At 52.0% G+C, this 22,895-nt stretch carries 18 protein-coding genes and 1 tRNA gene; 10 read left to right on the top strand and 9 right to left on the bottom strand.

Translation table 11 applies throughout. The features are described 5' to 3' along the window. The first annotated feature begins 134 nt into the window (after window positions 1-134). The 4 genes from ACR0M9_RS04305 to ACR0M9_RS04290 all read left to right on the top strand — a co-directional run bounded on the left by ACR0M9_RS04305 (window position 135) and on the right by ACR0M9_RS04290 (window position 5,737). Window positions 135-1,421, top strand: a complete 1,287-nt coding sequence (locus ACR0M9_RS04305) for a tyrosine-type recombinase/integrase (protein ID WP_480772908.1) — start codon at window positions 135-137, stop codon at window positions 1,419-1,421. Window positions 1,422-2,088: 667 nt separating this feature from the next. Then, complete coding sequence (locus ACR0M9_RS04300; protein WP_480772907.1) at window positions 2,089-2,751, top strand: DUF2026 family protein; 663 nt, start codon at window positions 2,089-2,091, stop codon at window positions 2,749-2,751. 498 nt (window positions 2,752-3,249) lie between these two features. Next, window positions 3,250-3,456 (top strand): helix-turn-helix transcriptional regulator, encoded by a 207-nt coding sequence (locus ACR0M9_RS04295; protein ID WP_480772906.1) that lies wholly within the window; start codon window positions 3,250-3,252, stop codon window positions 3,454-3,456. After that, window positions 3,446-5,737 carry a virulence-associated E family protein gene (locus ACR0M9_RS04290; protein WP_480772905.1) on the top strand — a complete coding sequence of 764 codons (2,292 nt, stop codon included), beginning with the start codon at window positions 3,446-3,448 and terminating at the stop codon, window positions 5,735-5,737. Before ACR0M9_RS04295 ends, ACR0M9_RS04290 begins: the two co-directional genes overlap by 11 nt. Window positions 5,738-6,046: 309 nt before the next feature. On the opposite strand, the gene ACR0M9_RS04285 is transcribed toward ACR0M9_RS04290, so the two are convergent. Together ACR0M9_RS04285 and ACR0M9_RS04280 are read right to left on the bottom strand one after the other, a co-directional pair. After that, the gene (locus ACR0M9_RS04285; protein ID WP_480772904.1) at window positions 6,047-6,919 is read right to left on the bottom strand and encodes a hypothetical protein; all 873 of its coding nucleotides are present in this window, start codon (window positions 6,917-6,919) and stop codon (window positions 6,047-6,049) included. A 29-nt stretch (window positions 6,920-6,948) separates the two neighbouring features. Next, the gene (locus ACR0M9_RS04280; protein WP_480772903.1) at window positions 6,949-7,257 is read right to left on the bottom strand and encodes a hypothetical protein; all 309 of its coding nucleotides are present in this window, start codon (window positions 7,255-7,257) and stop codon (window positions 6,949-6,951) included. Between the two features lie 449 nt (window positions 7,258-7,706). On the opposite strand from ACR0M9_RS04280, the gene ACR0M9_RS04275 reads away from it, so the two are divergent. Further along, on the top strand, window positions 7,707-9,080 hold the full coding sequence (locus tag ACR0M9_RS04275; RefSeq protein WP_480772902.1) for a hypothetical protein: 1,374 nt from the start codon (window positions 7,707-7,709) through the stop codon (window positions 9,078-9,080). A gap of 156 nt (window positions 9,081-9,236) precedes the next feature. Here the strand turns inward: ACR0M9_RS04275 and ACR0M9_RS04270 are convergent, their stop codons facing one another. After that, window positions 9,237-9,731 (bottom strand): hypothetical protein, encoded by a 495-nt coding sequence (locus ACR0M9_RS04270; protein WP_480772901.1) that lies wholly within the window; start codon window positions 9,729-9,731, stop codon window positions 9,237-9,239. 36 nt (window positions 9,732-9,767) lie between these two features. Continuing rightward, window positions 9,768-13,394, bottom strand: coding sequence for an ORC-CDC6 family AAA ATPase (locus ACR0M9_RS04265; protein WP_480772900.1), 3,627 nt, complete (start codon window positions 13,392-13,394; stop codon window positions 9,768-9,770). A 216-nt stretch (window positions 13,395-13,610) separates the two neighbouring features. Between ACR0M9_RS04265 and ACR0M9_RS04260 the strand changes: the two genes are divergently transcribed. After that, complete coding sequence (locus tag ACR0M9_RS04260; protein WP_480772899.1) at window positions 13,611-14,378, top strand: HNH endonuclease; 768 nt, start codon at window positions 13,611-13,613, stop codon at window positions 14,376-14,378. A gap of 6 nt (window positions 14,379-14,384) precedes the next feature. Here ACR0M9_RS04260 and ACR0M9_RS04255 read toward each other — a convergent pair whose 3' ends face one another. Then, on the bottom strand, window positions 14,385-15,344 hold the full coding sequence (locus tag ACR0M9_RS04255; protein WP_480772898.1) for a DNA cytosine methyltransferase: 960 nt from the start codon (window positions 15,342-15,344) through the stop codon (window positions 14,385-14,387). Between the two features lie 432 nt (window positions 15,345-15,776). Beyond that, window positions 15,777-15,850, bottom strand: a tRNA-Cys gene (locus ACR0M9_RS04250). A gap of 224 nt (window positions 15,851-16,074) precedes the next feature. Here ACR0M9_RS04250 and ACR0M9_RS04245 point away from each other — a divergent pair. The 3 genes from ACR0M9_RS04245 (at window position 16,075) to ACR0M9_RS04235 (ending at window position 19,103) form a co-directional block, all read left to right on the top strand. Then, the gene (locus ACR0M9_RS04245) at window positions 16,075-16,728 is read left to right on the top strand and encodes a protein-L-isoaspartate O-methyltransferase family protein (protein WP_209503353.1); all 654 of its coding nucleotides are present in this window, start codon (window positions 16,075-16,077) and stop codon (window positions 16,726-16,728) included. Between the two features lie 94 nt (window positions 16,729-16,822). Beyond that, window positions 16,823-18,241, top strand: a complete 1,419-nt coding sequence (locus ACR0M9_RS04240; protein ID WP_209503355.1) for a TolC family outer membrane protein — start codon at window positions 16,823-16,825, stop codon at window positions 18,239-18,241. A 73-nt stretch (window positions 18,242-18,314) separates the two neighbouring features. Next, a complete protein-coding gene (locus ACR0M9_RS04235; RefSeq protein WP_480772897.1) occupies window positions 18,315-19,103 on the top strand; it encodes a hypothetical protein in 789 nt (262 codons plus the stop codon). 3 nt (window positions 19,104-19,106) lie between these two features. Here ACR0M9_RS04235 and ACR0M9_RS04230 read toward each other — a convergent pair whose 3' ends face one another. Both ACR0M9_RS04230 and ACR0M9_RS04225 read right to left on the bottom strand, forming a co-directional pair. Continuing rightward, on the bottom strand, window positions 19,107-20,564 hold the full coding sequence (locus ACR0M9_RS04230) for a cobyric acid synthase (RefSeq protein ID WP_480772896.1): 1,458 nt from the start codon (window positions 20,562-20,564) through the stop codon (window positions 19,107-19,109). 156 nt (window positions 20,565-20,720) lie between these two features. Next, complete coding sequence (locus ACR0M9_RS04225) at window positions 20,721-21,041, bottom strand: DUF6280 family protein (protein WP_037310273.1); 321 nt, start codon at window positions 21,039-21,041, stop codon at window positions 20,721-20,723. A gap of 219 nt (window positions 21,042-21,260) precedes the next feature. Here ACR0M9_RS04225 and efp point away from each other — a divergent pair, with 219 nt between their 5' ends. Beyond that, complete coding sequence (gene efp, locus ACR0M9_RS04220) at window positions 21,261-21,824, top strand: elongation factor P (protein WP_209503361.1); 564 nt, start codon at window positions 21,261-21,263, stop codon at window positions 21,822-21,824. A gap of 53 nt (window positions 21,825-21,877) precedes the next feature. Here efp and ACR0M9_RS04215 read toward each other — a convergent pair whose 3' ends face one another. Next, on the bottom strand, window positions 21,878-22,819 hold the full coding sequence (locus ACR0M9_RS04215) for an ABC transporter transmembrane domain-containing protein (protein ID WP_480772895.1): 942 nt from the start codon (window positions 22,817-22,819) through the stop codon (window positions 21,878-21,880). Window positions 22,820-22,895: the final 76 nt, after the last annotated feature.

Below are 22,895 nucleotides of genomic sequence, written 5' to 3'. Positions count from 1 at the left end.
GTACCACGGCCATCCGATGGCCTCATAATTGATCTTAATACCTTTTTTCGGATTTGTGACGATTTGCCTTTCCTCTTTACTCCTCTCAAGCTATCTTTCGAACTGAAGAATAGAGGGGTAAATAGGAGTGAGATTTGCCGCGTCGTACTCTCAAAGAAATGACGGCCTTTCAGGTCGATAAGCTGGACAAGCCTGGATACCACAGGGTTGGCGGGGTCAGCGGGTTATGTTTGCAAGTAAAGGCCTCAGGCTCCCGGTCGTGGGTGTTGCGGATGACCTTTGGTGGTAAGCGCCGTGATTTGGGCCTTGGAAGCTACCCCTCTGTAACATTGAGTATGGCTCGCGAACGGGCGCGTATGTCGCTTGACCGCGCGTGGGCTGGCTTTGATCCGGTTGAGGAAAGACGCACGCTAAGAGAAAAGTCAAAACCAACCGTAGAGAGGGTAGTGGCCAAAACCTTCAAGCGATGCGTTCTGGAATTCTGCCAAGACAAAATCATGCACCAAAAGAACGCTTACCGCGCGCGCCAACAGTTCGAGAACTCATTGGAGGCCTACGCTTTTCCTATCTTAGGCGACTTACCTGTCGAAACAATCGAACTCGATCATGTCCTGAAAGTTCTGCGTCCAATATGGAAGGAGAAGCCAGATACTGCTTCAAGGGTGCGAAGCCGTATGGAGCGAGTTCTAAATTGGGCGACCGTCAGCGGACACCGGAAAGGTGAAAACCCGGCAAGGTGGCGTGGCCATCTGGATCAGATTTTGGCTCCGCCAAGCAAGTTGCACAAGCAAGGCCACCACCCGGCGTTGCCGGTAAAGGAAATGTCTGCGTTCATGCGATCTCTCAAGAAGCGCAAAGTTTCAAACTCGGCGCTGGCCCTCGAATTTCTTATTCTTACGGCTAGCCGTTCTGGCGAAGTGCGAAACGCGGAATGGAAAGAGATCGATCTAAAGCAAAAGGTCTGGAATGTACCTGCTGGGCGCACCAAAACGGGCAAAAGTCACCGTGTTCCATTGTCCAAGCAAGCATTGGCTGTTTTGAAGGCAACACCGCGAATTGCTGGTGCCGAAATCATCTGGACTGGAACTTCTGGGAAGCCGATGAGCGATATGACAATTGCTGCGATTATCAAAAAGATGAATGCAGCAGAGGAAGCTGCCGGTGGCGATGGTTGGAAGGATAGCCAAACAAACAGGGTCGCTACGCCCCATGGTTTTCGCTCGACATTTAGGGATTGGGCCGCTGAAGAAACCGAATGGCCACGGGAAATGGCCGAGATTGCTCTTGCTCACAATATGGGTTCAGCAGTCGAGCGTGCTTACCGGAGGTCAGATATGCTTGAGCGTCGTCGGGCTATGATGCAGGATTGGGCGAATTTTGTTTATGGTAAACAAAGCACCAGCAGCCAAAAATCTCTTTGAATTGACATCTTTTCGATAAGTCTTTAGCGATCAGTTTAGGCCGCCAGCCTGTTTTGGGGGTATGGCGGGGCACCTTGTGTCTATGATCGAGAACTACATAGGCTTGATACGCCAATGACCACCGGGCCTTTGACAAGGCTGCGACTGACCCAAAACTAGGTCGTGAACCGCGTAGATGTCCCAATCAGTTAACAACTGCTGGGAATCCGTGTGCTTACATCATTGCTACAAATTCCCAGCACCCACCACTCTAGATTGTAGGTGCACATATGACTTCATCCGCAAAAAATGCCGGGGTTGGGTCACGGACAATGCAAATCGACTTTGCAACGTTGCCGGACCAAGCCTTGTTGAACGCAAAACAAGTACGGACATTGTGTTCGATGTCCCCAGCCGTCCTTGATCGCAGGATTGCTCAAGGCCGCTTCCCTATGCCCAATTACCACGGGCGCAACCGTGTCTGGCCATGGGCCAAAATCCGGGCATGGTTGGAATTGGCGGCTCAACAGGAAACACCTGTTGAAAGTTAACGCTGTGGGGCTCGGACGCGCATCGTCTGTGATCCGAGCTGCAAACGCAGACCTATCCCACAAGACACACACTTCAAAGCAATTCGAGAGAAATCCGGACATCGGATGGATAGGTTTCTCTAAATGAGGAAAACAAAATGACCAAACAAAGCACGATCACCGAGATGGATTTCAACCTAATCTCGACGGCGATCCAAGGGCTTCTATCAAAAACCGGACTGGTGAAGGATCACGAGACAAGTGCATCGCTGTTTGCAATACTTGGAGCTGTCATCATTAGGAACAAGCTTGGTGTTCATTGCCGCCCAGTTGCAGGCGAATGGTATGTCAACCATCCAGATGGGCTGAGTGTTCTAGGCATTGGAAGCGCCATTGGCGATTGCGCGGGCGCGAAGCAGGCTGGTTTCCATATGTGGATTCAAACGGAAACCCATATCATTGACCTGATGTCACCACTTTACCCTGAGATCTTCCCGGCAGCCAATTCTCCGTTCCCGTTTCAACGGCGGATGTTGCAGCTTCCCAAGAATGCTGACGCCAAAAGCTGGGACGAGTTTCGACGGGGCGCTCCACTGTTGACGCTGCCCGACGTGGAATTGACTGACGCTACCATGGAGCAAGTCGCAAGTGATCAACGCTGTGAGGAACTTGCCGGGGTGCTGCTTGAATGGTGGCCTAAGTTGAAAGTGGAAGCCAAGTCCGTCGTCACGCTGTATCAGAGCGGTGGTGAAATTCGGACCATTTCTTGCGCCGGGTATGAAGCTAGGGGCGCTTGGAAAACTTCGGGTGTAATCGCCTAAAGAAGGAAGAAGGATCGGTGGGGCTCGGTAGGACCTGTTGTTGCACTAGTGGTTTCAGGAGGGCAGGGCGACCCCACCCCATCAACGGCTATCAGGGCAAGGGCGCATCACCGGGTTCCAGTTCAGGTCACATCCACGAGTGCAATCCTGTTTCTAAAAAGAGGCCAGAGACGCCAATCTAGTATTTATCGACTGATCCTATGGTTGCCTGTTCGCGCGAGCGCGTGTGACACGTGTGTTAGATTGTTTTGGACGGGCTTGCACATAGTTGATTTTGTGATTGAAGGACGTGCCCGATTTGATATTTTGAGCTTGCCTACAAGAGATTTGTCCCAAGCGCGTAACGACAAACGCAGGGCCGGTGAGAGGCCGGTAGTAGGACGGCGGGGCCGAGACGGCTGGGAGGCCCCTTAAAGAAACGTATGACCCACTGACCGTAGTCACCCACTAAACATCTTGCTGCCTCTGCAGCAGGACCGTTTCAGCTTGGAGATGACTATGGCTGATTCCAAAAAACTTGACCTTTTGACGACCGCGCAGGTCGCCCAGTATACACACATGAGTGCTTCCTTTTTTGAGAAGCGGCGATCCTACAACAAAAGCCCTACCTACGTGAAAATCGGTGCGCGTGTTTTCTACCGCCGCTCCGACATTGACCAATGGCTTGAGGATCGTAGCCGCGAAGGAAGTTTTGATGCCAATTGATCTTCGCCGCGACCCGCAGAAAGCCGTCGAATTCGTCGGCTGGCTCACACAAAATGCACCACTTTATCTGGAACAGATGAGCAGCCACGGAACAGCCAATCCTAAAAATAAATCCTACGGCGTTGGTGAAACCGCATCTGCCGTTAGCTTTGTATCCGGCAACAACAACGACACCTATCAGCGCAACCTCTATTTCCTGCCGAACGCTGAATACCTTGAGGGTAAACGCAGCAAAGCCAACTTGAAGGCGGTGGGTTACCTGCACGTCGACTTGGACAACAAGGATTATCCCGGTGACGAAAACCAACAAGAAGAACGTATTATCGATTTGCTAACTGAAGAAGGTATCCGGCCCAAAGGAATACCGCACCCATCCGCAATCTGGTTTACCGGTGGCGGATTTCAGGCGGTTTGGAAACTTAAAGAACCAATCAGCGTAGACGCTGCAGAAGCATTGAATAAATCTCTGCTGTTCGCGCTGCAAGGTGGTCCAGGAACGCATGACGCCAACCGCCTGTTGCGTTTGCCTTGGACTACGAATTGGTTGAACGATAAGAAGCGCGATAGCGGTCGGGTGCCGAAGGTGGCACACCCCATTCATCCAATTAGCTTCGAGTCTCCTCCGGTATCTTTTGCCGTGGATGACTTCCAGATGCGCCGTGCAGACCCTGAACCGAAGCTTCCGCAAGCGACTGGTGGCACAACCAATGTGCCGCTGGACTTCGAGGCTCTGCCGTTGCCGGACGACTTGAGTTCTATCATCCCGTTGGATCAGAAATGGGTAGAAGTGCTTATGACCGGTCAGATTCCACCTGACAAAGCATACAGTTCCCGGTCTGAGTTGGTATTTGCGGCCACACTTTGGATGCTGGGGAAAGGTATGGAACCCGGTCACGTGCTGTCAATCATCACTGACTCTGATTTCGGCATCAGCGCCCATGTGCTCGAAAACCCGAACCCGCTGAAATATGGCCGCCGTCAGATCAAGAGGGCTTACGAACTGCTGGAAACCAAACAAAGTGGCTGGCCCGTGGCTGATGATGACGGAAAGCCGATTCCCCGGGTGCCTGAGAACATCCGCCATGCATTTACCCTGTTGGGCATTGATGTTCAGCGCAATGAATTCACCGAAACAAACGAAGTAACAGGATACAAACTTGAAAATCGCGACCTGAATGAGGTCGGTGACATCCTGTGGAGCGTTTTCAGTCGCGAATTCAATTTTAGTGCTAACCCGGAAGTTATCCGGCGGGAAATTGCGGCTGTCGCTCACGAGAATACCTACCACCCAGTCAAAGACTATCTCGAAGGGGTGTCGTGGGATGGAATCCCTCGCATTGATACTTGGTTGGCGTCGTATTGCGGGGCAGAAGACACAGAACTGAATCGTGAATTCGGCAGTAAGTTCCTTGTCGCAGCAGTGCGCAGAATCAAACAACCGGGCGTCAAGTTTGATACCATGCTGGTGTTGGAAGGTTCTCAAGGTGCGGGGAAATCCCAACTGGCGGCCATGTTGGCGGTCCGCAGCGAATGGTATTGTGGCAGCCTTGACCTTCGTAGTGATGACAAAACCAAAGCTGAGCTTCTCTCCCGTGCATGGATCGTCGAATGCCAGGAATTGGATGGGATGAATAAGACCACCAGCCAAGGCCTGAAGAAATTTCTCAGCACGAGTGTTGATCTGTTTCGCCCTGCGTATGGAAGAACGGTGCTATCCTTCAAGCGTCACTGCGTCATCATAGGTACCACCAACGAAGACACATATCTGCGTGATCGTACTGGCAACCGCCGGATCTGGCCTGTCAGAGTTGGCGAGATTGATTTGGAGGGATTCAGTGCCACCGTGAACCAACTTTGGGCCGAAGCTGTGGTGCGGGAAAGAGAAGGCGGATCTATCGTCCTGTCCAAACATCTCTGGGGCGAAGCTAGCCGTGTTCAAGATTTACGGATGGTAGAGGACGAATTTGCCGAGGTTCTTACTGACAATTTTGCTAACCGTACCGGCAGAGTTTCGATGGACAGCATTAAGCTTTTGCTGAACCTCGACACATCCCGGATGACTAAAGATAATGCCCACCGCATCAAGGCGGCTATGGATCGTCTAGGCTGGGAATATGGTACCCATCGCCTGCACGATCTGTCTGGTGGGGATAGACGCCCCAAAAAGGGGTTCGCTCGGGGTAGTATTAACGAACGTGCCACTGAACTATTCGCAACCGCAAAGCATGGTGTAGTGGTCGTAGTTGAAGGTCGAGTGACACCGACGGATACGCCGTTTTGAGGTTAGTGTTGCGGGTGGCGTTACCTGTTACCCGTAACTTGGCCACGTACTGTTAGCTGTTCCAAATTGGGGGGGGTGTTGCGGCCCCCCCTTTTTTGTTTGCTGCTGTTCAACCTAAAGTAACAGTTACAGGTAACATCCTTAGCCAAACATCAGCAGCCTATTAGCGCCGCGCTGGGCGCTTAATATCGTTTGCTGGGTGCAACCCCTGCCATTGGGCTGCCAACCGACCCAGCGGACGCCAGAGGACGCGCTGGGCACCTCCGCAACGTGATGGGCCGTCAACTAGGTTCATCGTCAGTTGGGCAACTAGCTCTGCACGTCCAGTGTTAGTGTTCGCCAACTACCACGCTCGGGATAATACTGAATTGTTCCAGTGAAACTGCCTCGGATCATCGCGCCAAATCCGTTCTGGGCATCGAAGTTTCCAACAACCTGATAAACGCAATCGCCAATGTGACCTGTCCCCGAACCGTATCGACCGGGAAATTCCGCCGTAGACGGTGAGCGCAGAGAATTTCGCACGTCGGTTTGGATCATCACATATGCGAGGCTCTTGTTCTTGTCGGTGCATTTGGAAAGGCGTTCTGCTTTGGCTTTCCTTGCGCGACGCTCGGCTTCCGCTGCATGGGCATCAGGGTCCAATGTTCTGAGTTCCGTAAACCAGCGATTTTCGTCAAGGCTCCGAAGCTCGGCGAGATACGCAGCGGGATCGGTTTCGCGGAGTTCGGCGAGACGAGCCTCCCGTTGTTCGCTCACTATCCCAGCACCTTGGAGCGAAAAGAATGTCGCGACCGCCAGAAACAACAGGGCTTTTCCACGATGCCGGAAGTGAGGGATACCAATGCCTGTTATCAAGGTGAATAGAAACAGTACGAAAAGCAGCATCGCGACACCGGTTTGGATATCAGCGTCCTGTTTTTGCAGTAGATGGAGAGCAAACCCGAACGCAATAAGTTCCAAAATCAGTATCTGGAACCTGATGAACCCACCCACCGCAGACTTGCCAAGTTTTGCGACTCCATGATGCTTCGATGGTTTAGTGATAACCCTGTCAGCATTTTGGTTGCTCGTGTTAGGTGCCGAAAGATCGCCAAGGTTGCTGCCACAGTGTTTGCAAACGATGGCGGCGGTTTTGATTTCCTCTGCGCAGAACGGACAGAGTCGTGTTGAATTCTTCATGTGGTTTATTCTCTTTAACGAATTGAAAATTAACGAAATACTTCGCCGGTGGAGGCGTCGAGATACAAACGATTGGCGACTGTAGGTCCACCGCAATACATGAAGTACACGGGCCTAGATTCAAATGAGCCCGACCTCACCCATCCTCCGTGCTCAACAAACTCGGTCGGTGTGCATGTGCCGTTCTCTACCAACTCTGTGGCAGCGATCAGGAATGCTTCGTGATGTCGGTCCAGATCATCCGACTTGGCGATCCAAGCTTCGGCATCCAATGCATGCGCGGCACCCGCATACATCACGCCCACAAATAAATACGAGAGTGCAATTTTTCTGCTCATAGCGGTTCCTCTACTAACGAAATCGGCCACCAGAGTTTCCTCTGGCAGCCGGGGAGTTAGTAAGCCGCCCGTAGACAACCGCGCTGGCCTTTAGGCCGAAGCCCTGGACATACGCCAGTGCCTCCCCGACCATAAGGTTCGAGGAGGTGCATTACGGTCTGCACCGACCGCTACGGGAGGGGTTACTACGCCCCGAGACTGACTCTATCTGCCAATCCTGAACGCAGCCTAGCTCGAATTTCTGGGAATCGAAAGCGCAATCGCGTTGGGGTAAACACTGCGAAGGTGTTGATTTTTAGTTTCAAATTCCCAAGCCGGGGAGGGTGGAAAAACGTCTTTTCAAGGCGTCAAAAACAGGTCATGCAACGACTGACGGCAAAGTACTCAAGTGCATGGCCTAAGATTGCGCCGGTATCGGACACGGCGCGAGAAATATTGGAGGTGATGATTTGAGTTCTACAGAAAACTTCTACAGAAACTACTTTGAAACGGATTATTCTCACTGCGTTCCGATCGCTACGAAACAGCAACTTGGCCAGATATTTTCTCAAGTTCCTGCGTACTTCGGGGAAAATGATCCTTTAGAAGGCGACGAGTATAAAGCCTCTGTTGCACTGGACTTAGAGTTACTTCAGGTTGCCAACTACACTCAATTTGAAGACTTAAACACTGAGCAGCGTGACTTCATTGCGGCAAAGAATATCAGCGATCCTATAGATCCCGAAGACATCACTTTCCTGGCGCTTTCATCGCTTGCCACCTTTTTTTGGCCAGAACCTAAGTTTCAAGAAGAATTATTGAAGGCTGCGACTTGCGATGCGTTGTTGTTGAAGGCGATGAGAAATTCGTCGCAAGAGATATCTCAGAATCTCAAGTTTGAAAACTCCAAGCACCCTTACTGGGCACGCCTCAGCTTTTTGAACGTGCTGAGTCGACTTCCGCCAAACACGGTTAGCAGTGCAAGTTTTCCAAGCGTTGGGATAACGGTTCTTAAGAGGACAGGTCTTAACGCGACGACTTTCTCATTGTCCGGTAGTTCTGTAATAGGCTTAAACTATGCTCTCCAACCTTTGTTAAAGCTACTGAATCGGTTCCTACTAGAGTATTTTAGCACCCAACACTTGGCAGGCCCAAAGCGTTACACTCGGGCATGGGGAGAAATTGTTCCAATCGTTCTATATTTTTGGAACGCGCTTAGGCCATACGCGTCGTCAGCAGTCCGACCACCAATGATGATTGGAATGGAAAACGTGCAAAAGGCTCAACATCTCACAGTTGATCAAGTTGATTTTATTGTCGGGCATGAATTTGGACATGCGGTACTTAACCATCCAAAGCGCTTAGCTGAGTTTCAAAAAAACAACGAAAGCCAGTTAGGTAGTATTAGGCACGAGTTCGAATTCGCAGCTGATCAGTTTTCTTTGGAACTTTTTCGATCCAATTTGATAAATAATATGCGGAACCCAGGATACTTTAATGAAGCAGAGGTTGAAAACGAGAAGTTTTCTCCGATAGCTAGCTACTATGAAAAAATTGAAGCTATGAATCTTCTGTTTTTATACATGGATTTTATTCAGAAAGCGGGTTCCATCATCAAAGAACGCACTGCAGATGATTTCATTTCCAGAGCTGAGGTAGATACCCACCCTGTAGCTGCTGATCGGTTGGAACGTGTACAGGCTTGTATTTTTGGGGACTACCCTCAGACAACGCCTTTGATCAGGTTCGCCACTGATTTCCTGAGGAAACTGTGTGAGCACGCTGAACGCCTAACTCATTCCGAATTGGTACACAGCATCGAAGGTGCGAAAAATCACGTTTAGTGCTGTCGCAGCATTCAGATTGGCCCAAAAGATACCAATTTTGGCTAAAGAGAGGAATTTCATAGTAGCAGCCAACGCCTTCACTCAGAAAGGTAGCCGTCTTCACTTTGGCTACATTGGATTCGTGCGATTGCGTGAGCGACTTTTTTGGAGTTTCTAAGTGAAAATAGCCCCGATCAAAGTTCCCGCAATACCGGATGCTGCACCAATCAATGCGGTGAGTACAGGTAGCCACCATCTGCGATCTTTTGATTGCTCTAAAGCTCTAGAATGCAATTCGACTGCGGTTTGAATTAATGAGGCTATCTCGTCTTGCCGAAGGGGACTCCTAGATATCCTTTGTTTTTGCTCCGAGTTCATGGCATTGAACTCGACTTTTTCTACTTGTTTACGCGTATCTACATCGTAGTTCTTTGGGTGCTGTCTGCGTGCAACAAGTGAAGCTTTCACTCTGACGCTATCGAGCCTAAAAAACTCGGGATGATCCACAAAAACCTGACGCCAATGCTCTCCCATGTTGGGGTCACCAGAGATCCTATCTGCCCACCCCGCGAAATCTAGTTTATAGAACTTGTAGATGCTCATCGCTTGAATCGCCGCAATTACATCTGCCAATCGGGCATCATCTTTTAGGTAGGGAGATTTTTTCATTCAGTACCGCCAATCTTAAGCGATTATATTATGGCGTTATATGGAAATTTCGAAGAACCGAGTTTCTTTGGCGCCGGTTGAAAACTTGTCAGTGTCAAACCCGTTCGGGCGCACATACCAAACGTTGTTGACATGATACATTGAACAAAAGGCGGCGCTTGCAAGCGTTGAAAGCTTGCCTCCCGTCAATCCTATCTCGAAATTCATGCCACCCTGATAATATTTCTTTCTGTAAGATTCCTCAATAGTTTCAATGATTAGAGGAAGGTCAGACATGTTGCGTTCGATTATCTCGTGAGTTTCCGCCTCACGTACAGCAACTTGAGCGACCATAGCGGCAACCTTGGATCCAGCATCGGCTCCCGAACTGGTTAGAACGTCGACGTGGTTGTAGCTCCGGTCGGTTACCAAATGCACAAGCCTTTCGTGCGCAGGTGACGAGAACGCTAACAAAGACCTTGCACGCGTTGCGTCAGATTCAATGTTTTCAATCGAATGATTACTGTATGGAGGGAACTCACTTCCCACAATCTTCCTCAACTCTTCAACCACCGAAACTTGTTCAAGCATTTCTTGAGCTTTAAGAACTCCCCGCAAGGATTGTTCGCTAGGCCCAGTTTCTTGAGGTTCGGTGTAACAAACTATGACTTTACGTCGAGTCCGTAATGTTTCAGAAATGGTCTTGAATATGAGAGATTTGGATAGGCCTGAGATATCTATCACTGTGTTCTCGCAGGCTTCCGAATCTTGAAAAAACTTGTTTTCTGTCTCTTCATGGAAGAAAACGCTTGCCGCACGTCCTCCAACCAGTTCCAAGATTTGCTCGCTTCGTCCTGAAAGCTCATATTTGACAAATCTAATCTGATGCGGATTTAGAATTTCAAGGCTGCGCTGAACGGAAATCTTGCAGCATTCTTCGAACCCAAGTCCAGCAAGGTACGAAACATTTGGTATTAACGACATGTCGTTCTGGTAGAGTTCCCTAATGCTAGGGACGTTTAAGCCTTTTTCTGGTGCAGCTTTCACTTTGGACCTTTGTGGGGCTAGAAACTCGAAAGAAATCTGGTCAGCCAACTCCGGCTTGCCGTCGGTTTCATCCACATCGCCATCTTCTTCATCTTCTTCTACATCTTCGTCTACAGCCTCCCCCAAATTCCGGCATAGTAGATCTGCGCCGTCTTCCGGCTTTGTCAGCCACTCAGAGAGTGCGTGCCCCGATAGTTCGAAACGATCACGATCTGCCAACGGCAAGAAATCGGCAAGGCCGTAAATCTTTCTGAATACGAGCTGAAATTGCTGCACTGGGTCAGAATCGTGTGTTTTGCTCCTCGGCGTTCCTCCGTGGAATACAAATACGCCTGCATCAACGAGTTCTCTGAGATGGTCGCTTTGGGCTCTTTCATCCTCCGCTGAAACACGCACGTATATGGAAGTGTACTGGCGCAGGCCTCTTGACTCGCCCTTCTTATATGAATCGCGCAGCGCGCGGTTAGAGGCGGACGCAAAGGACTTGGCCGCGCTCTTCAGTTCGCTCCCGCGCCGGTCCAAGACGTACAGATGTTGCGAGCAATGGTCTTGAAAAACCTCCGACTGCGCTCGAGCTGACACTGGGTACTTGGTTTCTCCTCGCTGAAGAATACTCTCGTATATTGAGATCACGCTACCAATGTCCCCAACACAAACCGCCTTCAGAGCTGAGATTCCTGAGTAAACTGATTTTCGGCTCGCGGATGTTGGCGAAGTTTTGCAAATCGTTTCAGCGATGCTTTTAAGCGTTTTGTCACCCAAGATTGAAGCAGGCTGTTCTTCTGGATGTCCTGGGAAGTAGTCAGACCGCTGGGCAAGAATTTTGCCGATGAAGTCTTTTCCACCTCTACCTTTCAATCTCTTGTAAACTTCGGCACCTAAATCAAATGTCTCGAAATCACGCCAATGGGCGGCTTGCTCGATTCCGCCTAATGATTTCAGAGACAGGAAAATTGTTTGGGTTTCGGAAGTAAGCTTGAATGAACAATCCACGGTTTGGTCCGTGGTTTGGAAAATAATGGCCGACAGAATCTCCTCGATTTTGTTTGGTTCAAGGTATCGGGTGGAGACATCGTCCAGAAGGAACAATATCCGTGACGCCTCCCACAGCTTCGAGCAGTCAACGATTGCTTTGGCAAGTACTGGAAACGCCTTTGACGGGTGTATTTCTAGTCTGCATGGGCTGTCCGCTCTGCTGACCTCTAATAGCTTTCGAATAAGCGTGTGCTCAAAGCGTTCAATCGAAGTGGTTTGCGCTTCGATTTTGAAATTAGTCAGTAGTTGCTCGAGTACTTCTGAAAGTATCGCCGGGCTTCGCGGCGCAACCTGTGCCTCATCAATGTCCTTTAGGTGAGCTAGTGCCCGAGCAGCTTCAAGTGCATATGCTACTGTCAGTCGAGCGAATAGTTGTTCGTTTGCTACAGACGCTCCGCTTACACTGTCGACCAGGATTTGAGCTGAAACAAAAAAACCTACAAAGCCATCTTCCTCAAGCCGCTTCAAAACAGTTTGATCGGTCTCTCCTGTACCTTGGCGAGCGCGAGCATGAAACTGTAAGGAGCGCAGGAGCATGGTTTTACCGCAACCCCGCATGCCCGTCACGATTAACGGGCCTTTTGAACTCGTTCTTTTTTGCCACTCGCCTTCTGGGTCAACCAATAGCTGGGGAACATGCCACGGTGCCAAAGTTTGGGCATTGTAAGACTCGTCAAATTTACGAAACGCCAGCTGTTTTCGCCAAGGCCGCCATGGCTCAGCCGAGCGGTAATAGGCGTCTTCGATTGCCCTTATTAAGTCTTCTGCATATGGCGTTCTTTGGGCTTCTACTGGAGCCGAAATAGAAGCTGCAACGTCTTGAAGAGCAAGCGAAACTCGTGCGTCCAGGTCGGAAGGCTGCTTGGAAGAACCCACTAGATTCCGCGAAAGAATTTCAATGTGTTCGGCGACCCAGTGTAGATCACTCTTATACCCACCTCCAGACCTGCGATCACCCGACGTCGATCCTAAGTCAATCGCAACCGCACGAATTGAGGTTTCGATAGCGCCATCACGACTGCGCTCCTTTGTCAGCTCTTCAATGAGAATATTGCCCGCGTGAAAATCGTTGTGGTTCTGTCCTCTCGCCCTCAGTTCGTGTACCACTTTGATTAAGTCACAAGAAATTTGGGCAACGAGGCTGGGTTGTAAGTTTTCGCTGCCATTCAGGTACTTTTGTAGTGGCTTCCCATTCAGGTATTCAAGAACAGCTACATGAACCTCGATGGTTTTCTCGCCAAACGTCGCGATGCTGTCAAACGCATCGGCGATATCTACGATATAGTCCGCACCTTCCGCCGTTGTGGCATGGTTTGTACATTCCTCGTTAAAGTTTTTGCCAAAGTGTTCGTAAAGTTTCTTCGGCACAATTTTAAGAACGTACTTTCTTGGGATTGGGCCGGTTTTCTCAGCGATAAATGTTGCGCCATAAAACCCTCGGCCCAACGACTTCAGAATTCGAAAATCACCTACATTCTTGGGGGGATTGAGCAGCTCATAGTTGTATGGTCTGCCGCATTCAGGGCAGAGGTCCTCAATAGGTTTTATGCTAAAGTCGCTTCTGGGGCAGCTGAAACAGCAGAACTTTCCTGCGCTCGACACGTGTTGTAATCCTACAAAATTTCTTTTTGTTGACTATCACTTCTGGTTTGCCAGTCTGCAAGCAGATTTACCCCTATCGGAAGGGGGGACACTTTCCCAAGAACATTTGTGGCGAAGTTCCACAACCTATTTGGTTTAGCTTCACAATTTATAGGTGTGCTTCGCGCAGCGAACTAGATGGCTTGACCTCACCCCGCACCCGATGAACAGTACGGCATGTCGAAAGAAGAACCGATAAAACTAGGGCATATAGCCAGTAAGGCGTTGGCGCTTTTGAAGAAGAGCTCAAGCGGCCTGAGCATGGCTCAGATGCGTGATATTCTCGATGCCGATGCTGAGACTCAGGAGCACTTCAATAGGCGTGTGCGTGAAATCCGTAAGTACTATGATTTGAATCGACACGTCGAAGGCGGTGTATCAATCTATACGCTAGGCAAAAGAAAGTCGACGCCTACGGTAGATTCCGGGCAGGTATCAGAAAGGCTTCGTGCTGCTGTTTTGCATGCCGCGCATGGGCGCTGCCAGATGTGCGGAAAGACAATTTCGGACGACGGAATAAAGCTTCAAGCAGACCATAGAATACCTCAGAGTTGGGGTGGACCAACTACTCTCGAAAACCTGTGGGCATTGTGTGAAGCATGTAATCGCGGCAAGCGAAACTACTTTGCTTCGTTTGACGACAAGGAGATGGAGCAAGTCATTAATTTCGAGTCAGTGCACGAAAGAATTGCACGTTTTTTGAGGCTACATATGCCGAATCCGGTACCTGCTTACGCAATAGAGTTTGTTGCAAATGCGAAAGAGCAACAGCTCGATTGGCGAAAGCGTTTGCGGGAGCTTCGTTATGAGCCTATCGGTTTGAAAATAGAGGTATCAAAGAAGCGAGACGAAAAAGGTGTGCAATCGTTTTACGCACTGAAAAACTGGCGTGACCTACCCGAAGATCATGTTCGAATAATAAAAGATTTTGAGCGAAAAAAATAAAAGCGACTAGCTAGCCAACGATCTCAAAGTACGTCTTTTCAACGCCTTCGAGACTTGATCACCCACTGCGTGTGCAACAGGTGGCGGAAAGGCGTTGCCTACTTGTCTGTATGCGTTGGTCTTTGCGCCTGTGAAATGCCAATCATCTGGAAAACCCTGAATGCGCGCAACCATCGGCACTGTAAGGCGAGGCATCCCGCTATGGAATGGGTCAGGTGCTTCAGGTGCAATAGTTCGACCTTCTACACCAAGAGAAGCCCATGCTCGTCGTGCACGTGTTGGCCCGAGGTCGGGGCCACCATGTTTTTTTGAACCGCCAACGATCGTTGGAGCAATTTCATCTGCGGATTTCGCCCAGTCTTCTGCGCCACGCCAGCCACGAGCGGCCATCATATCGCATAGTGTTTCACCGACTGTCGGCGGATTATGCGGATTGGCCTCGGGCCAATCGAAAAAATCAGAGCGTTTAGATTCAACGGCAACAATAACTACGCGAGGTCTGAGCTGGGGGACGCCAAAATCCGAAGCGTTTAGCAGCCGCCAGTCAGTATGGTACCCTAGTTTCTTAAGCTGCTTTTTCAAGCGCTCACGGTAGTCATGGAAAACGGCGTCCAAAAAGCCCCGTACATTCTCAATCATTATTGCGCGTGGTCTTGCTGCGTCGACGATATCAATCGCATCATTAAAAAGATTGCGCTCGTCCTGTTCTCCAAGTTGCTTGCCAGCAACTGAAAACGGGGGGCAAGGGAGACCGCCTGCTAGCAGGTCAACGCCCTTAAAGTCCATTGCCCGCTCTTTAAACACTCGAATGTCATCTTGAATGACATTCCACCCAGGTCTGTTATGCCGTAAAGTCGCGCAGCAATGCTTATCGATTTCGACGAGCGCAGTGTGCTCAAATTTGGCCCTCTCCAAGCCGAGCGCTTGGCCGCCCGCACCAGCGCACAGCTCTACAGATGACAGCATTAACTAGCCCTTTTCCAACCATAGAATCACGTGTTTGTTGGTAGATCAAGCACGTGTAGGAGTTCGGTTACCTGTTCTTAGTATGTTCTTACTTGCTACTTGCACATCAAACAAGCTGAATGTCGGTTACCCGTTTCTCTGTAGATTCAACAAACACGCAAATGATCAATGTGACACCGATCTTGCAATCGTGGTGCTATCTTCCTTTAATATTTTGAAAAGTAACCACTTTCATGTAAATTTGGTCTCAGTGGTCTGTTGCGAGAAGGAAAATCGCAAAGCCATGTTTGCCTCTCATGTACTGCTTTGTCGCTATTGTTCATTACTCATGGAATGGGCGAAGCTAACGAGGTTTAAGAACTGAGGTAAGTTGGGGGCAATAGGGGGTATGATGGATAGATCCATCTTAACCATTTGTTTTTGCTTCAAAAGTGGAGGCGAGTACCGGAATCGAACCGGTGTACACGGATTTGCAATCCGCTGCGTCACCACTCCGCCAACTCGCCTTTTCAAGTAAAATCAAATACTTGCCGTGGTGTGATTGGGTTTTTAACAGCTTTCCTCTGGGGCGTCCAGTGGATTGCGCGCGAAATTGCCGGCAAGATCGAAATTTGCCGACGTCCACGCCCAAGGAGGTGATCAAGATTCAGGTTGCGGCAACAGGGGCGTTGCTGGAAGGTTCAGGATATGGCACAAGCCCGACATCTTTGGGAATGAGACGAGATATCCAATGACTGACTTCGCAGCCCGGCGCCGCACAATGGTTGATACGCAGATCCGCCCGTCTGACGTCACCAAGTTCCCGATCATTGAGGCGATGCTGAGTGTTCCGCGCGAAAGCTTCGTACCCGATTCTCAGCGCGAGGCGGCCTATGTGGACGGCCTGATTGATCTGGGTGGCGGGCGCAGCATGCTGGAGCCGCGGACCCTGGCTAAAATGCTGGACGTGTTGAACATATCCAAGGATGAGATGGTCTTAGATATCGCTCCGGCAATGGGGTATTCCACGGCTGTTACCGCACGGATGGCTGAGTTGGTCGTGGGTGTTGAATGCGACGAAACCCTTGCAACCGAGGCGCAAAACCTTTTGGCCGAAGCCGAAGTGCTTAACGCTATCATTCACGTTGGCGCGCTGGAACAGGGTGTGGCGGAACACGGTCCCTATGATGCAATCATGGTGCAGGGCGGTGTCGAGCAGGTGCCTGATGCCCTGTTGGATCAACTCAAGGATCACGGTCGGATCGTGTGTCTGTTTGTCAACGGCAACCTGGGCACCGTGCGGATCGGTCGAAAAACCGGTGGTCGCGTCAGTTGGCGTGATGTGTTCAATGCCAATGCGCCGGTTCTGGAAGGTTTTTCGGCAGAGTGTGCATTTTCGCTATAGTCCGCCGATAGATTTTTCTATCGCCTTGATTAGTTGAAAAGAAGGCCGCAAACTGCCTGCAGGGCAGTGTAATTTCGTTTGAGAGGATTTTGGTATGCGTGGTTCGGCGACAGGTAAGCTGGTCAGGGCGTTTGCTGTGACCGCAGGACTTGCCATGAGCGTGATGCCAGGGCGTGCAGCGTGGGCAGACAACATAACGGATGCGTTCATCGGCGCGTATAACACCAGTGGTTTGCTTGAACAGAACCGGGCGTTGCTGCGCGCGGCGGATGAAGATGTGGCCATTGCGCTTTCTGCGTTGCGACCAATCATCAACTGGACCGTGCAGGTCAGCCAGGATTACACCCGGTCGCGGGTCAATAACGTCGTGACGACAAACGAACCGTCGCGATTCTTTTCGGGCCTGACGCTGAGCCAGCTTTTGTACGATGGCGGCGCGTCTGTGCTGGGCAAGCAGTCGGCGCAGGAAACGGTGCTGTCTACCCGGCAAACCCTGATTGATATCGAACAACAGGTTCTTATTCGCGCAGCAAATGCCTATCTGGGCGTCCTGTTGCAGGAAGAGACCGTGGCGATCCGCCAGAACAACGTGGATGTGTCAGCAGAGGAACTTAGGGCGTCGAATGACCGCTTCGAAGTGGGCGAAGTAACCCGCACGGACGTCGCATTGTCCGAAGCACAGCTGGCAAGCTCTCAGGCGGATCTGGCGGTGGCACGTGGCGAGTTGAGCATTGCGCAGGCCGAATACGTGAACGCAGTCGGAAAGGCACCGGGGCGAACGGCTGGTCAGCCGAGCCTGCCCAATCTGCCGCGTTCCGAAGCTGAAGCTGTGAATCTGGCGCAGCGCAACCACCCAGCCATTCTGTCGGCGCAGCATCAGGTCAGGGCGTTTGATCTGGTCGTGCAGCAGCAACGGGCAAACCTTGGGCCGAATGTCAGCCTGAATGCCGATGCTGGCGTGTCCGAGCGCTATGACAATAATGACTATGTGAACGACGCCACCGTGTCGCTGAACTTCACACAACCCATCTACGCGGGTGGCCGGTTGGCGGCAAATGTGCGCCGCGCAATGGCCAGCCGGGATGCCTCGCGTGCGAATCTTCTGAACGTTCAAAAGAACATCACGCAGGGTGTGACCGACCGTTATGCGGCGTTTCAGGCGGCCAGCGCCAGTCTGAGGGCGTCAACCGAGCGTGTTAACGCCTCACAGGTGGCGTTTGATGGCATCCGGGAAGAGGCAACACTGGGCGCGCGAACAACTCTGGATGTATTGAATGCGCAGCAGGATTTGCTGGATGCGCAGCTGGCAGAAGTCGCTTCGCGCACCGAACGGTCGCGGGCTGCCTATCAGTTGTTGCAGGCGCAGGGCCTTCTGACAGCCGAGCGTCTTGGGCTGGCGGTGCAAATCTATGATCCAACTTTGTATTACAATCTGGTCAAGAATGCGCCGGCACAGGTCAGCAAGCAAAGCAAGGATCTGGATCGCGTTCTCAAAGCATTGCGCCGGGACTGATCGCCAATACTATCTGTTGTGAGGCGCGGATTGTTTGGCTACACTCGATCCAAGGATAGAGCGGTAGAGAACAATGTCTGATAATGTCGTGAAAGCAGGGATCGAAGACGTTCTGTCTTCGGTCAAACGTCTGGTCAGTGAAGACAGTCGTGATAAAACCGTCGCGGATCAAACGACTAAGGCACGCAAGCCGGGGCGGCTGGTGCTTACAGATGCTTTGCGGATCAGCACACCAGATCAATTGGGGGTGATTCCCGCTAAAGCTGTATCAGAAGCCGAAGTTTCAGATGCTGCGAAGCCGATGTTGCTGCGCACCTGCGATATCGTTCAGACGGGTCAACCCGCGAACGCCGACCAGGACAAGCCAGAAACAGCCGAGACGAAACGCGTCGCGGCGGATGATGCAACAAGCAGCCTGAGTGCAAAGATCGAAGCGCTGGAAGCGGCCATTGCGCAAACAGAAGATCAGTGGGAACCGGACGGTGACAGCCAGGATGCATATTCGGGCACACCGTCTCACGCGCTGCCATGGGATGTCGAAGAAGAATTTGCCGCTGCGATGTCGATTGATGCTGCCGGTGGCGAAGAACCAGACGCGGTTCAGCAGGACGAAGACGCACCTTATCAGGCGGAATTCATCCGGTCGTCTCAAGCTGTTGTGTCTGATGCTGATGCCGAAGAACCTGGTTCCGACGAAAACGTCAGGACGATCGACATGGATGAAGACGCTCTGCGCACCCTGATCGCAGAGGTTGTCCGCGCCGAGCTGCAAGGAACGATGGGTGAGCGGATTACACGAAATGTGCGCAAGATGGTCAGGCGAGAGATCGCCCGCGCTCTTGCGGCTCAGGATCTGGAGTAACTCTCAGCCACGGTGCGGAGGCTGCGCGAGGCTGAGCAGCAGGTCAAGGTCCATGTGGCGCTCCAGATGATCGGCCAGATCGTTCAGCGCCTGCTCGACGCCGTCCTCATAGGACAGGTCCGAGGTCACGCCTAACGCTGACAAATACCGCGCCCGGAATGCGTCGGACGAAAAGATACCGTGCAGATAGCTTCCCTTGATCCGCCCGTTTGCGCTGGCCGCGCCTTCAGGGCGGCCTTCGACCTCAAGCCATGCATTGGTGCAATCCGGCCCGTTTGTATGGCCCATGTGGATTTCGTATCCGGTGACCGGCTCTCGGCCCGGCAACGCATGGGCCGTACGCAGGACAACTTGCTTTTGTCCTCCCATGACTGTGTCCACATCCAGCAACCCCAACCCGTCGACCTTACCCGGTCGACCGTCTACGCCATCGGGGTCGGAAATGGTCTTGCCCAGCATCTGAAAGCCACCACAGAGACCCAGCACATGCCCGCCGCGCCGAACATGACCGTACAGGTCGATGTCCCAGCCTTGTGCACGGAAATAGGCCAAATCTCCGATGGTGGATTTGCTGCCCGGTAGCAAAACCAGATCGGCATCGCCCGGCAATGCGCGTCCGGCTGGAATGATCTCGACACTCACACCGGGTTCGGCCGACAATGGGTCAAGGTCGTCGAAATTCGCCATCCGTTCAAGCTGTGGCACAACAACCTTGCAGGTGCCGCCTGTGTGAGAACGGATGTCCATCATATCTTCGGCCGGTAGCTTCCAGGCGTCATGAAACCATGGCACGACCCCCAGACAGGGCCACCCAGTACGAGAGGCAACATCATCGCGCCCTTCGTCAAAAAGGGACACATCGCCCTTGAACCGATTGACGGCGAAGCCCCGAATTCGCGCAAGATCGCCGTCGTCCAGAACCGCCTGAGTGCCAACGATCTGTGCGATCACACCGCCGCGGTGAATGTCGCCGACAAGTATTACAGGTATGTTCGCAGCGCAGGCAAAGCCCATATTGGCGATGTCACCCTTGCGCAGGTTTGTTTCGGCCGGGCTGCCCGCCCCTTCGATCAGAACCAGATCCGCGTCGTTGCACAGCCGGTCAAAGCTTTCCAGTGCGGCGCTTAGCAGTCTGGATTTATCCTTGCGGTAATCACCGGCTTTCATGGTGCCCGCGCGCTGCCCCTGAACAATGATCTGCGCGCCGGTATCAGTTTCAGGTTTTAACAATACAGGGTTCATATCCGTATGCGTCGCCCGCCTTGCCGCCCGTGCCTGAAGGGCCTGTGCGCGACCGATTTCCCCACCGTTTTCTGTAACAGCAGCATTGTTCGACATGTTCTGCGGTTTGAAGGGCGCAACCCGAAGACCCCGCCGTGTAAAAGCCCGCGCAAGCCCCGCCACCAGAACGGATTTTCCGACATTGCTGCCGGTGCCTTGAATCATGATGGCGCGAACCATGGATTGTCTCCTACCTGTCAAGGCGCAGATGACCTGATTTGGGCGGGCAGGGGAAGCCCCGAACTCATCCTGACGCCCGGGATCGTGGTGGGATACGCATAGAAAAACGCGCTCTGATGGCAGAGCGCGTTTTTTCTGAGTTGAAACAGCCTTGGATCAGGCAGCTTCAGCCTGCTGAGCGGCATTGCGACGCTCGCTTTCTTCACGCGACAGCGCGACCGAGGTCCGCACGCCACGGCCAACGAACTCCATCAGTCCGCTGACAACCCGTTCGTTCGGGTCGATTCCCGCGCAAGACAGCACTTCGCGTCCATCGCGCGAGCGCGCCCAACGGGCGATTTGTTCCGGGCCATTGCCATATTTCTTGTCATCGGCAATAGCGTCATCGAGTGCAGCCAACACAACGGCCGCGAAAAGTTTGCGAGCACGATTGCCTTGTTCGTTGTTAAAGGCAGTGCCGTCAACGAAATCTCTCATCTCGTCTTCCTTGTTTTTCTTGCTCTTGCAATTTTCGGCGTGACGGTCCTTATGACCGATAAAGTGCGATTCGGATACAGCTAATATGCATAGTTGCGTTGCGTCACTTGCATATCTCGCTGCACCTGCAGCACTAGGTTTGGTTGTCTTGTCAGGTATGTTCCCGCCAGATATAGGAGGCGCAACTGACGCATCAACCGTTTGTGAAGGATTTATGTAATGCCCAAGATAAATGGGAACGAAATTCGCCCCGGCAATGTGCTTGAGCATAACGACGGCCTTTGGGCCGCGGTCAAGGTTGACCATGTGAAGCCCGGCAAGGGCGGCGCTTTCGCGCAGGTCGAACTGCGCAACCTGCGCAATGGTTCAAAACTGAACGAACGGTTCCGCTCAGCTGACAAGGTTGAGCGTGTGCGCCTTGAGCAGAAGGATCAGCAGTTCCTGTATGAAACCGATGGCATGCTGGTCTTCATGGATGCCGAAACATACGAACAGATTGAATTGCCAGCGGATTTGCTGGGCGAGCGTCGTCCGTTCCTTCAAGATGGCATGACGATTGTTGTCGAATTCTACGAAAGTGAAGCGCTGAACGCGACGCTGCCGCAGAAAGTGACCTGCAAGATCGTCGAAACTGAGCCGGTCGTAAAAGGTCAGACCGCCGCGAACTCGTTCAAGCCTGCAATTCTGGACAATGGCGTGAAAGTCATGGTGCCGCCGTTCATCGGTCAGGATGAAATGATCATCGTGAACACCGAAACCATGGAATATTCCGAACGCGCGTGACGTTTCGTCGCTTTTAATATCAGACCGCGCAGACAGCCGCTGCGCGGTCTTTTTTATGCACTGTTGCGGTACCGGTAATGCGCGGGGTCCGGGCCGAATAGTTCCAGCATCAGCTCGTATTTGATGCGGTTGGCACTGACTTGTCTGTAAAAGGCGATCAGGAACGCGGTCGGGCCCTGTATCCGACCAAGCCCGCTGGTCGCGGCCACCACTGTGCCGACATCGGATTTGCCGTGCAGCACCAGATAACCGCCCAACATCAGAATACCGACGGTTCCGGCGCCATTGATCACGCTCAACAGGAACTTGGCCGAAAGCTTCCAAAGAAACATGCGCCGTCGTGTGTCATAGATGTCGTCGAACAGGGCATTGATATCCCGCTCGACGGCATCGATATCCTCGGTGGTCAGCCTATCAGTGGCGCTGCGCAAAAGGCGGACGCGTTCGGCGACGAACGTGTTCACTTTGCGTTGCGACACCAGAACGATAATGATCTGCGGAACAATCATGGAAAACGCGATAAGGCCAAGGCCTGGCTGCGTTGAGGATATGTACCCGATCACGCTGATCAGCGTTCCAACCTGAACCACCGGGTCCGAGAATGCGCCCCCGGCAAACTTGCCCAACTCCTCGGCTTCGGCCGAGATGGCGGTCGTCATGGTGCCCTTGCGCAGGTTTTCACCCGTTTCTTTCAGGTCAGTAGCGCGCCAGAGCAAGCGTTGCCGGATCAGCCGGATCATGTCTTCGCCCAATATCCCTGCGCGAAAACCCAGAACCCATTTCAGGGCGAGGCTTAGCAGGATGACAATCATCATGCCGATGCCCAGCAGAACCAGCTTTTCGACATGAAGATCGTTGGACGTAAGGTGGTTGACAATATCGCGTTGAAATTCAAGCGGAACCGCGGCAAGCGCAGCAATGGCAATGGATAACAGAATGAGGACAATCTGCCGTCCGGCGCTGGCGCGCCAAATCGCGGAGTAAAGCTGAAACATGCGGGTATCCGTGTTGCCCCTGTGCCGACACATTGGCAGGGCTGGGTAACGGGTTCAAACTTTACGAGATAAACGG

It is taken from the genome of Ruegeria sp. CH2, assembly GCF_056537065.1.
Note: the sequence above shows the minus strand (reverse complement) of the source record. Positions and strands in the feature narration are given on the sequence as shown.

Bases quoted from the DNA above. Each gene is read 5' to 3' on its own strand.
- efp (WP_209503361.1), top strand. From the start codon at position 21,261: ATGCCCAAGATAAATGGGAACGAAATTCGCCCCGGCAATGTGCTTGAG.
- ACR0M9_RS04225 (WP_037310273.1), bottom strand. From the start codon at position 21,041: ATGAGAGATTTCGTTGACGGCACTGCCTTTAACAACGAACAAGGCAAT.
- ACR0M9_RS04240 (WP_209503355.1), top strand. From the start codon at position 16,823: ATGCGTGGTTCGGCGACAGGTAAGCTGGTCAGGGCGTTTGCTGTGACC.
- ACR0M9_RS04260 (WP_480772899.1), top strand. From the start codon at position 13,611: ATGTCGAAAGAAGAACCGATAAAACTAGGGCATATAGCCAGTAAGGCG.
- ACR0M9_RS04270 (WP_480772901.1), bottom strand. From the start codon at position 9,731: ATGAAAAAATCTCCCTACCTAAAAGATGATGCCCGATTGGCAGATGTA.
- ACR0M9_RS04285 (WP_480772904.1), bottom strand. From the start codon at position 6,919: ATGAAGAATTCAACACGACTCTGTCCGTTCTGCGCAGAGGAAATCAAA.
- ACR0M9_RS04215 (WP_480772895.1), bottom strand. From the start codon at position 22,819: ATGTTTCAGCTTTACTCCGCGATTTGGCGCGCCAGCGCCGGACGGCAG.
- ACR0M9_RS04280 (WP_480772903.1), bottom strand. From the start codon at position 7,257: ATGAGCAGAAAAATTGCACTCTCGTATTTATTTGTGGGCGTGATGTAT.
- ACR0M9_RS04300 (WP_480772907.1), top strand. From the start codon at position 2,089: ATGACCAAACAAAGCACGATCACCGAGATGGATTTCAACCTAATCTCG.
- ACR0M9_RS04255 (WP_480772898.1), bottom strand. From the start codon at position 15,344: ATGCTGTCATCTGTAGAGCTGTGCGCTGGTGCGGGCGGCCAAGCGCTC.
- ACR0M9_RS04290 (WP_480772905.1), top strand. From the start codon at position 3,446: ATGCCAATTGATCTTCGCCGCGACCCGCAGAAAGCCGTCGAATTCGTC.
- ACR0M9_RS04230 (WP_480772896.1), bottom strand. From the start codon at position 20,564: ATGGTTCGCGCCATCATGATTCAAGGCACCGGCAGCAATGTCGGAAAA.
- ACR0M9_RS04295 (WP_480772906.1), top strand. From the start codon at position 3,250: ATGGCTGATTCCAAAAAACTTGACCTTTTGACGACCGCGCAGGTCGCC.
- ACR0M9_RS04235 (WP_480772897.1), top strand. From the start codon at position 18,315: ATGTCTGATAATGTCGTGAAAGCAGGGATCGAAGACGTTCTGTCTTCG.
- ACR0M9_RS04245 (WP_209503353.1), top strand. From the start codon at position 16,075: ATGACTGACTTCGCAGCCCGGCGCCGCACAATGGTTGATACGCAGATC.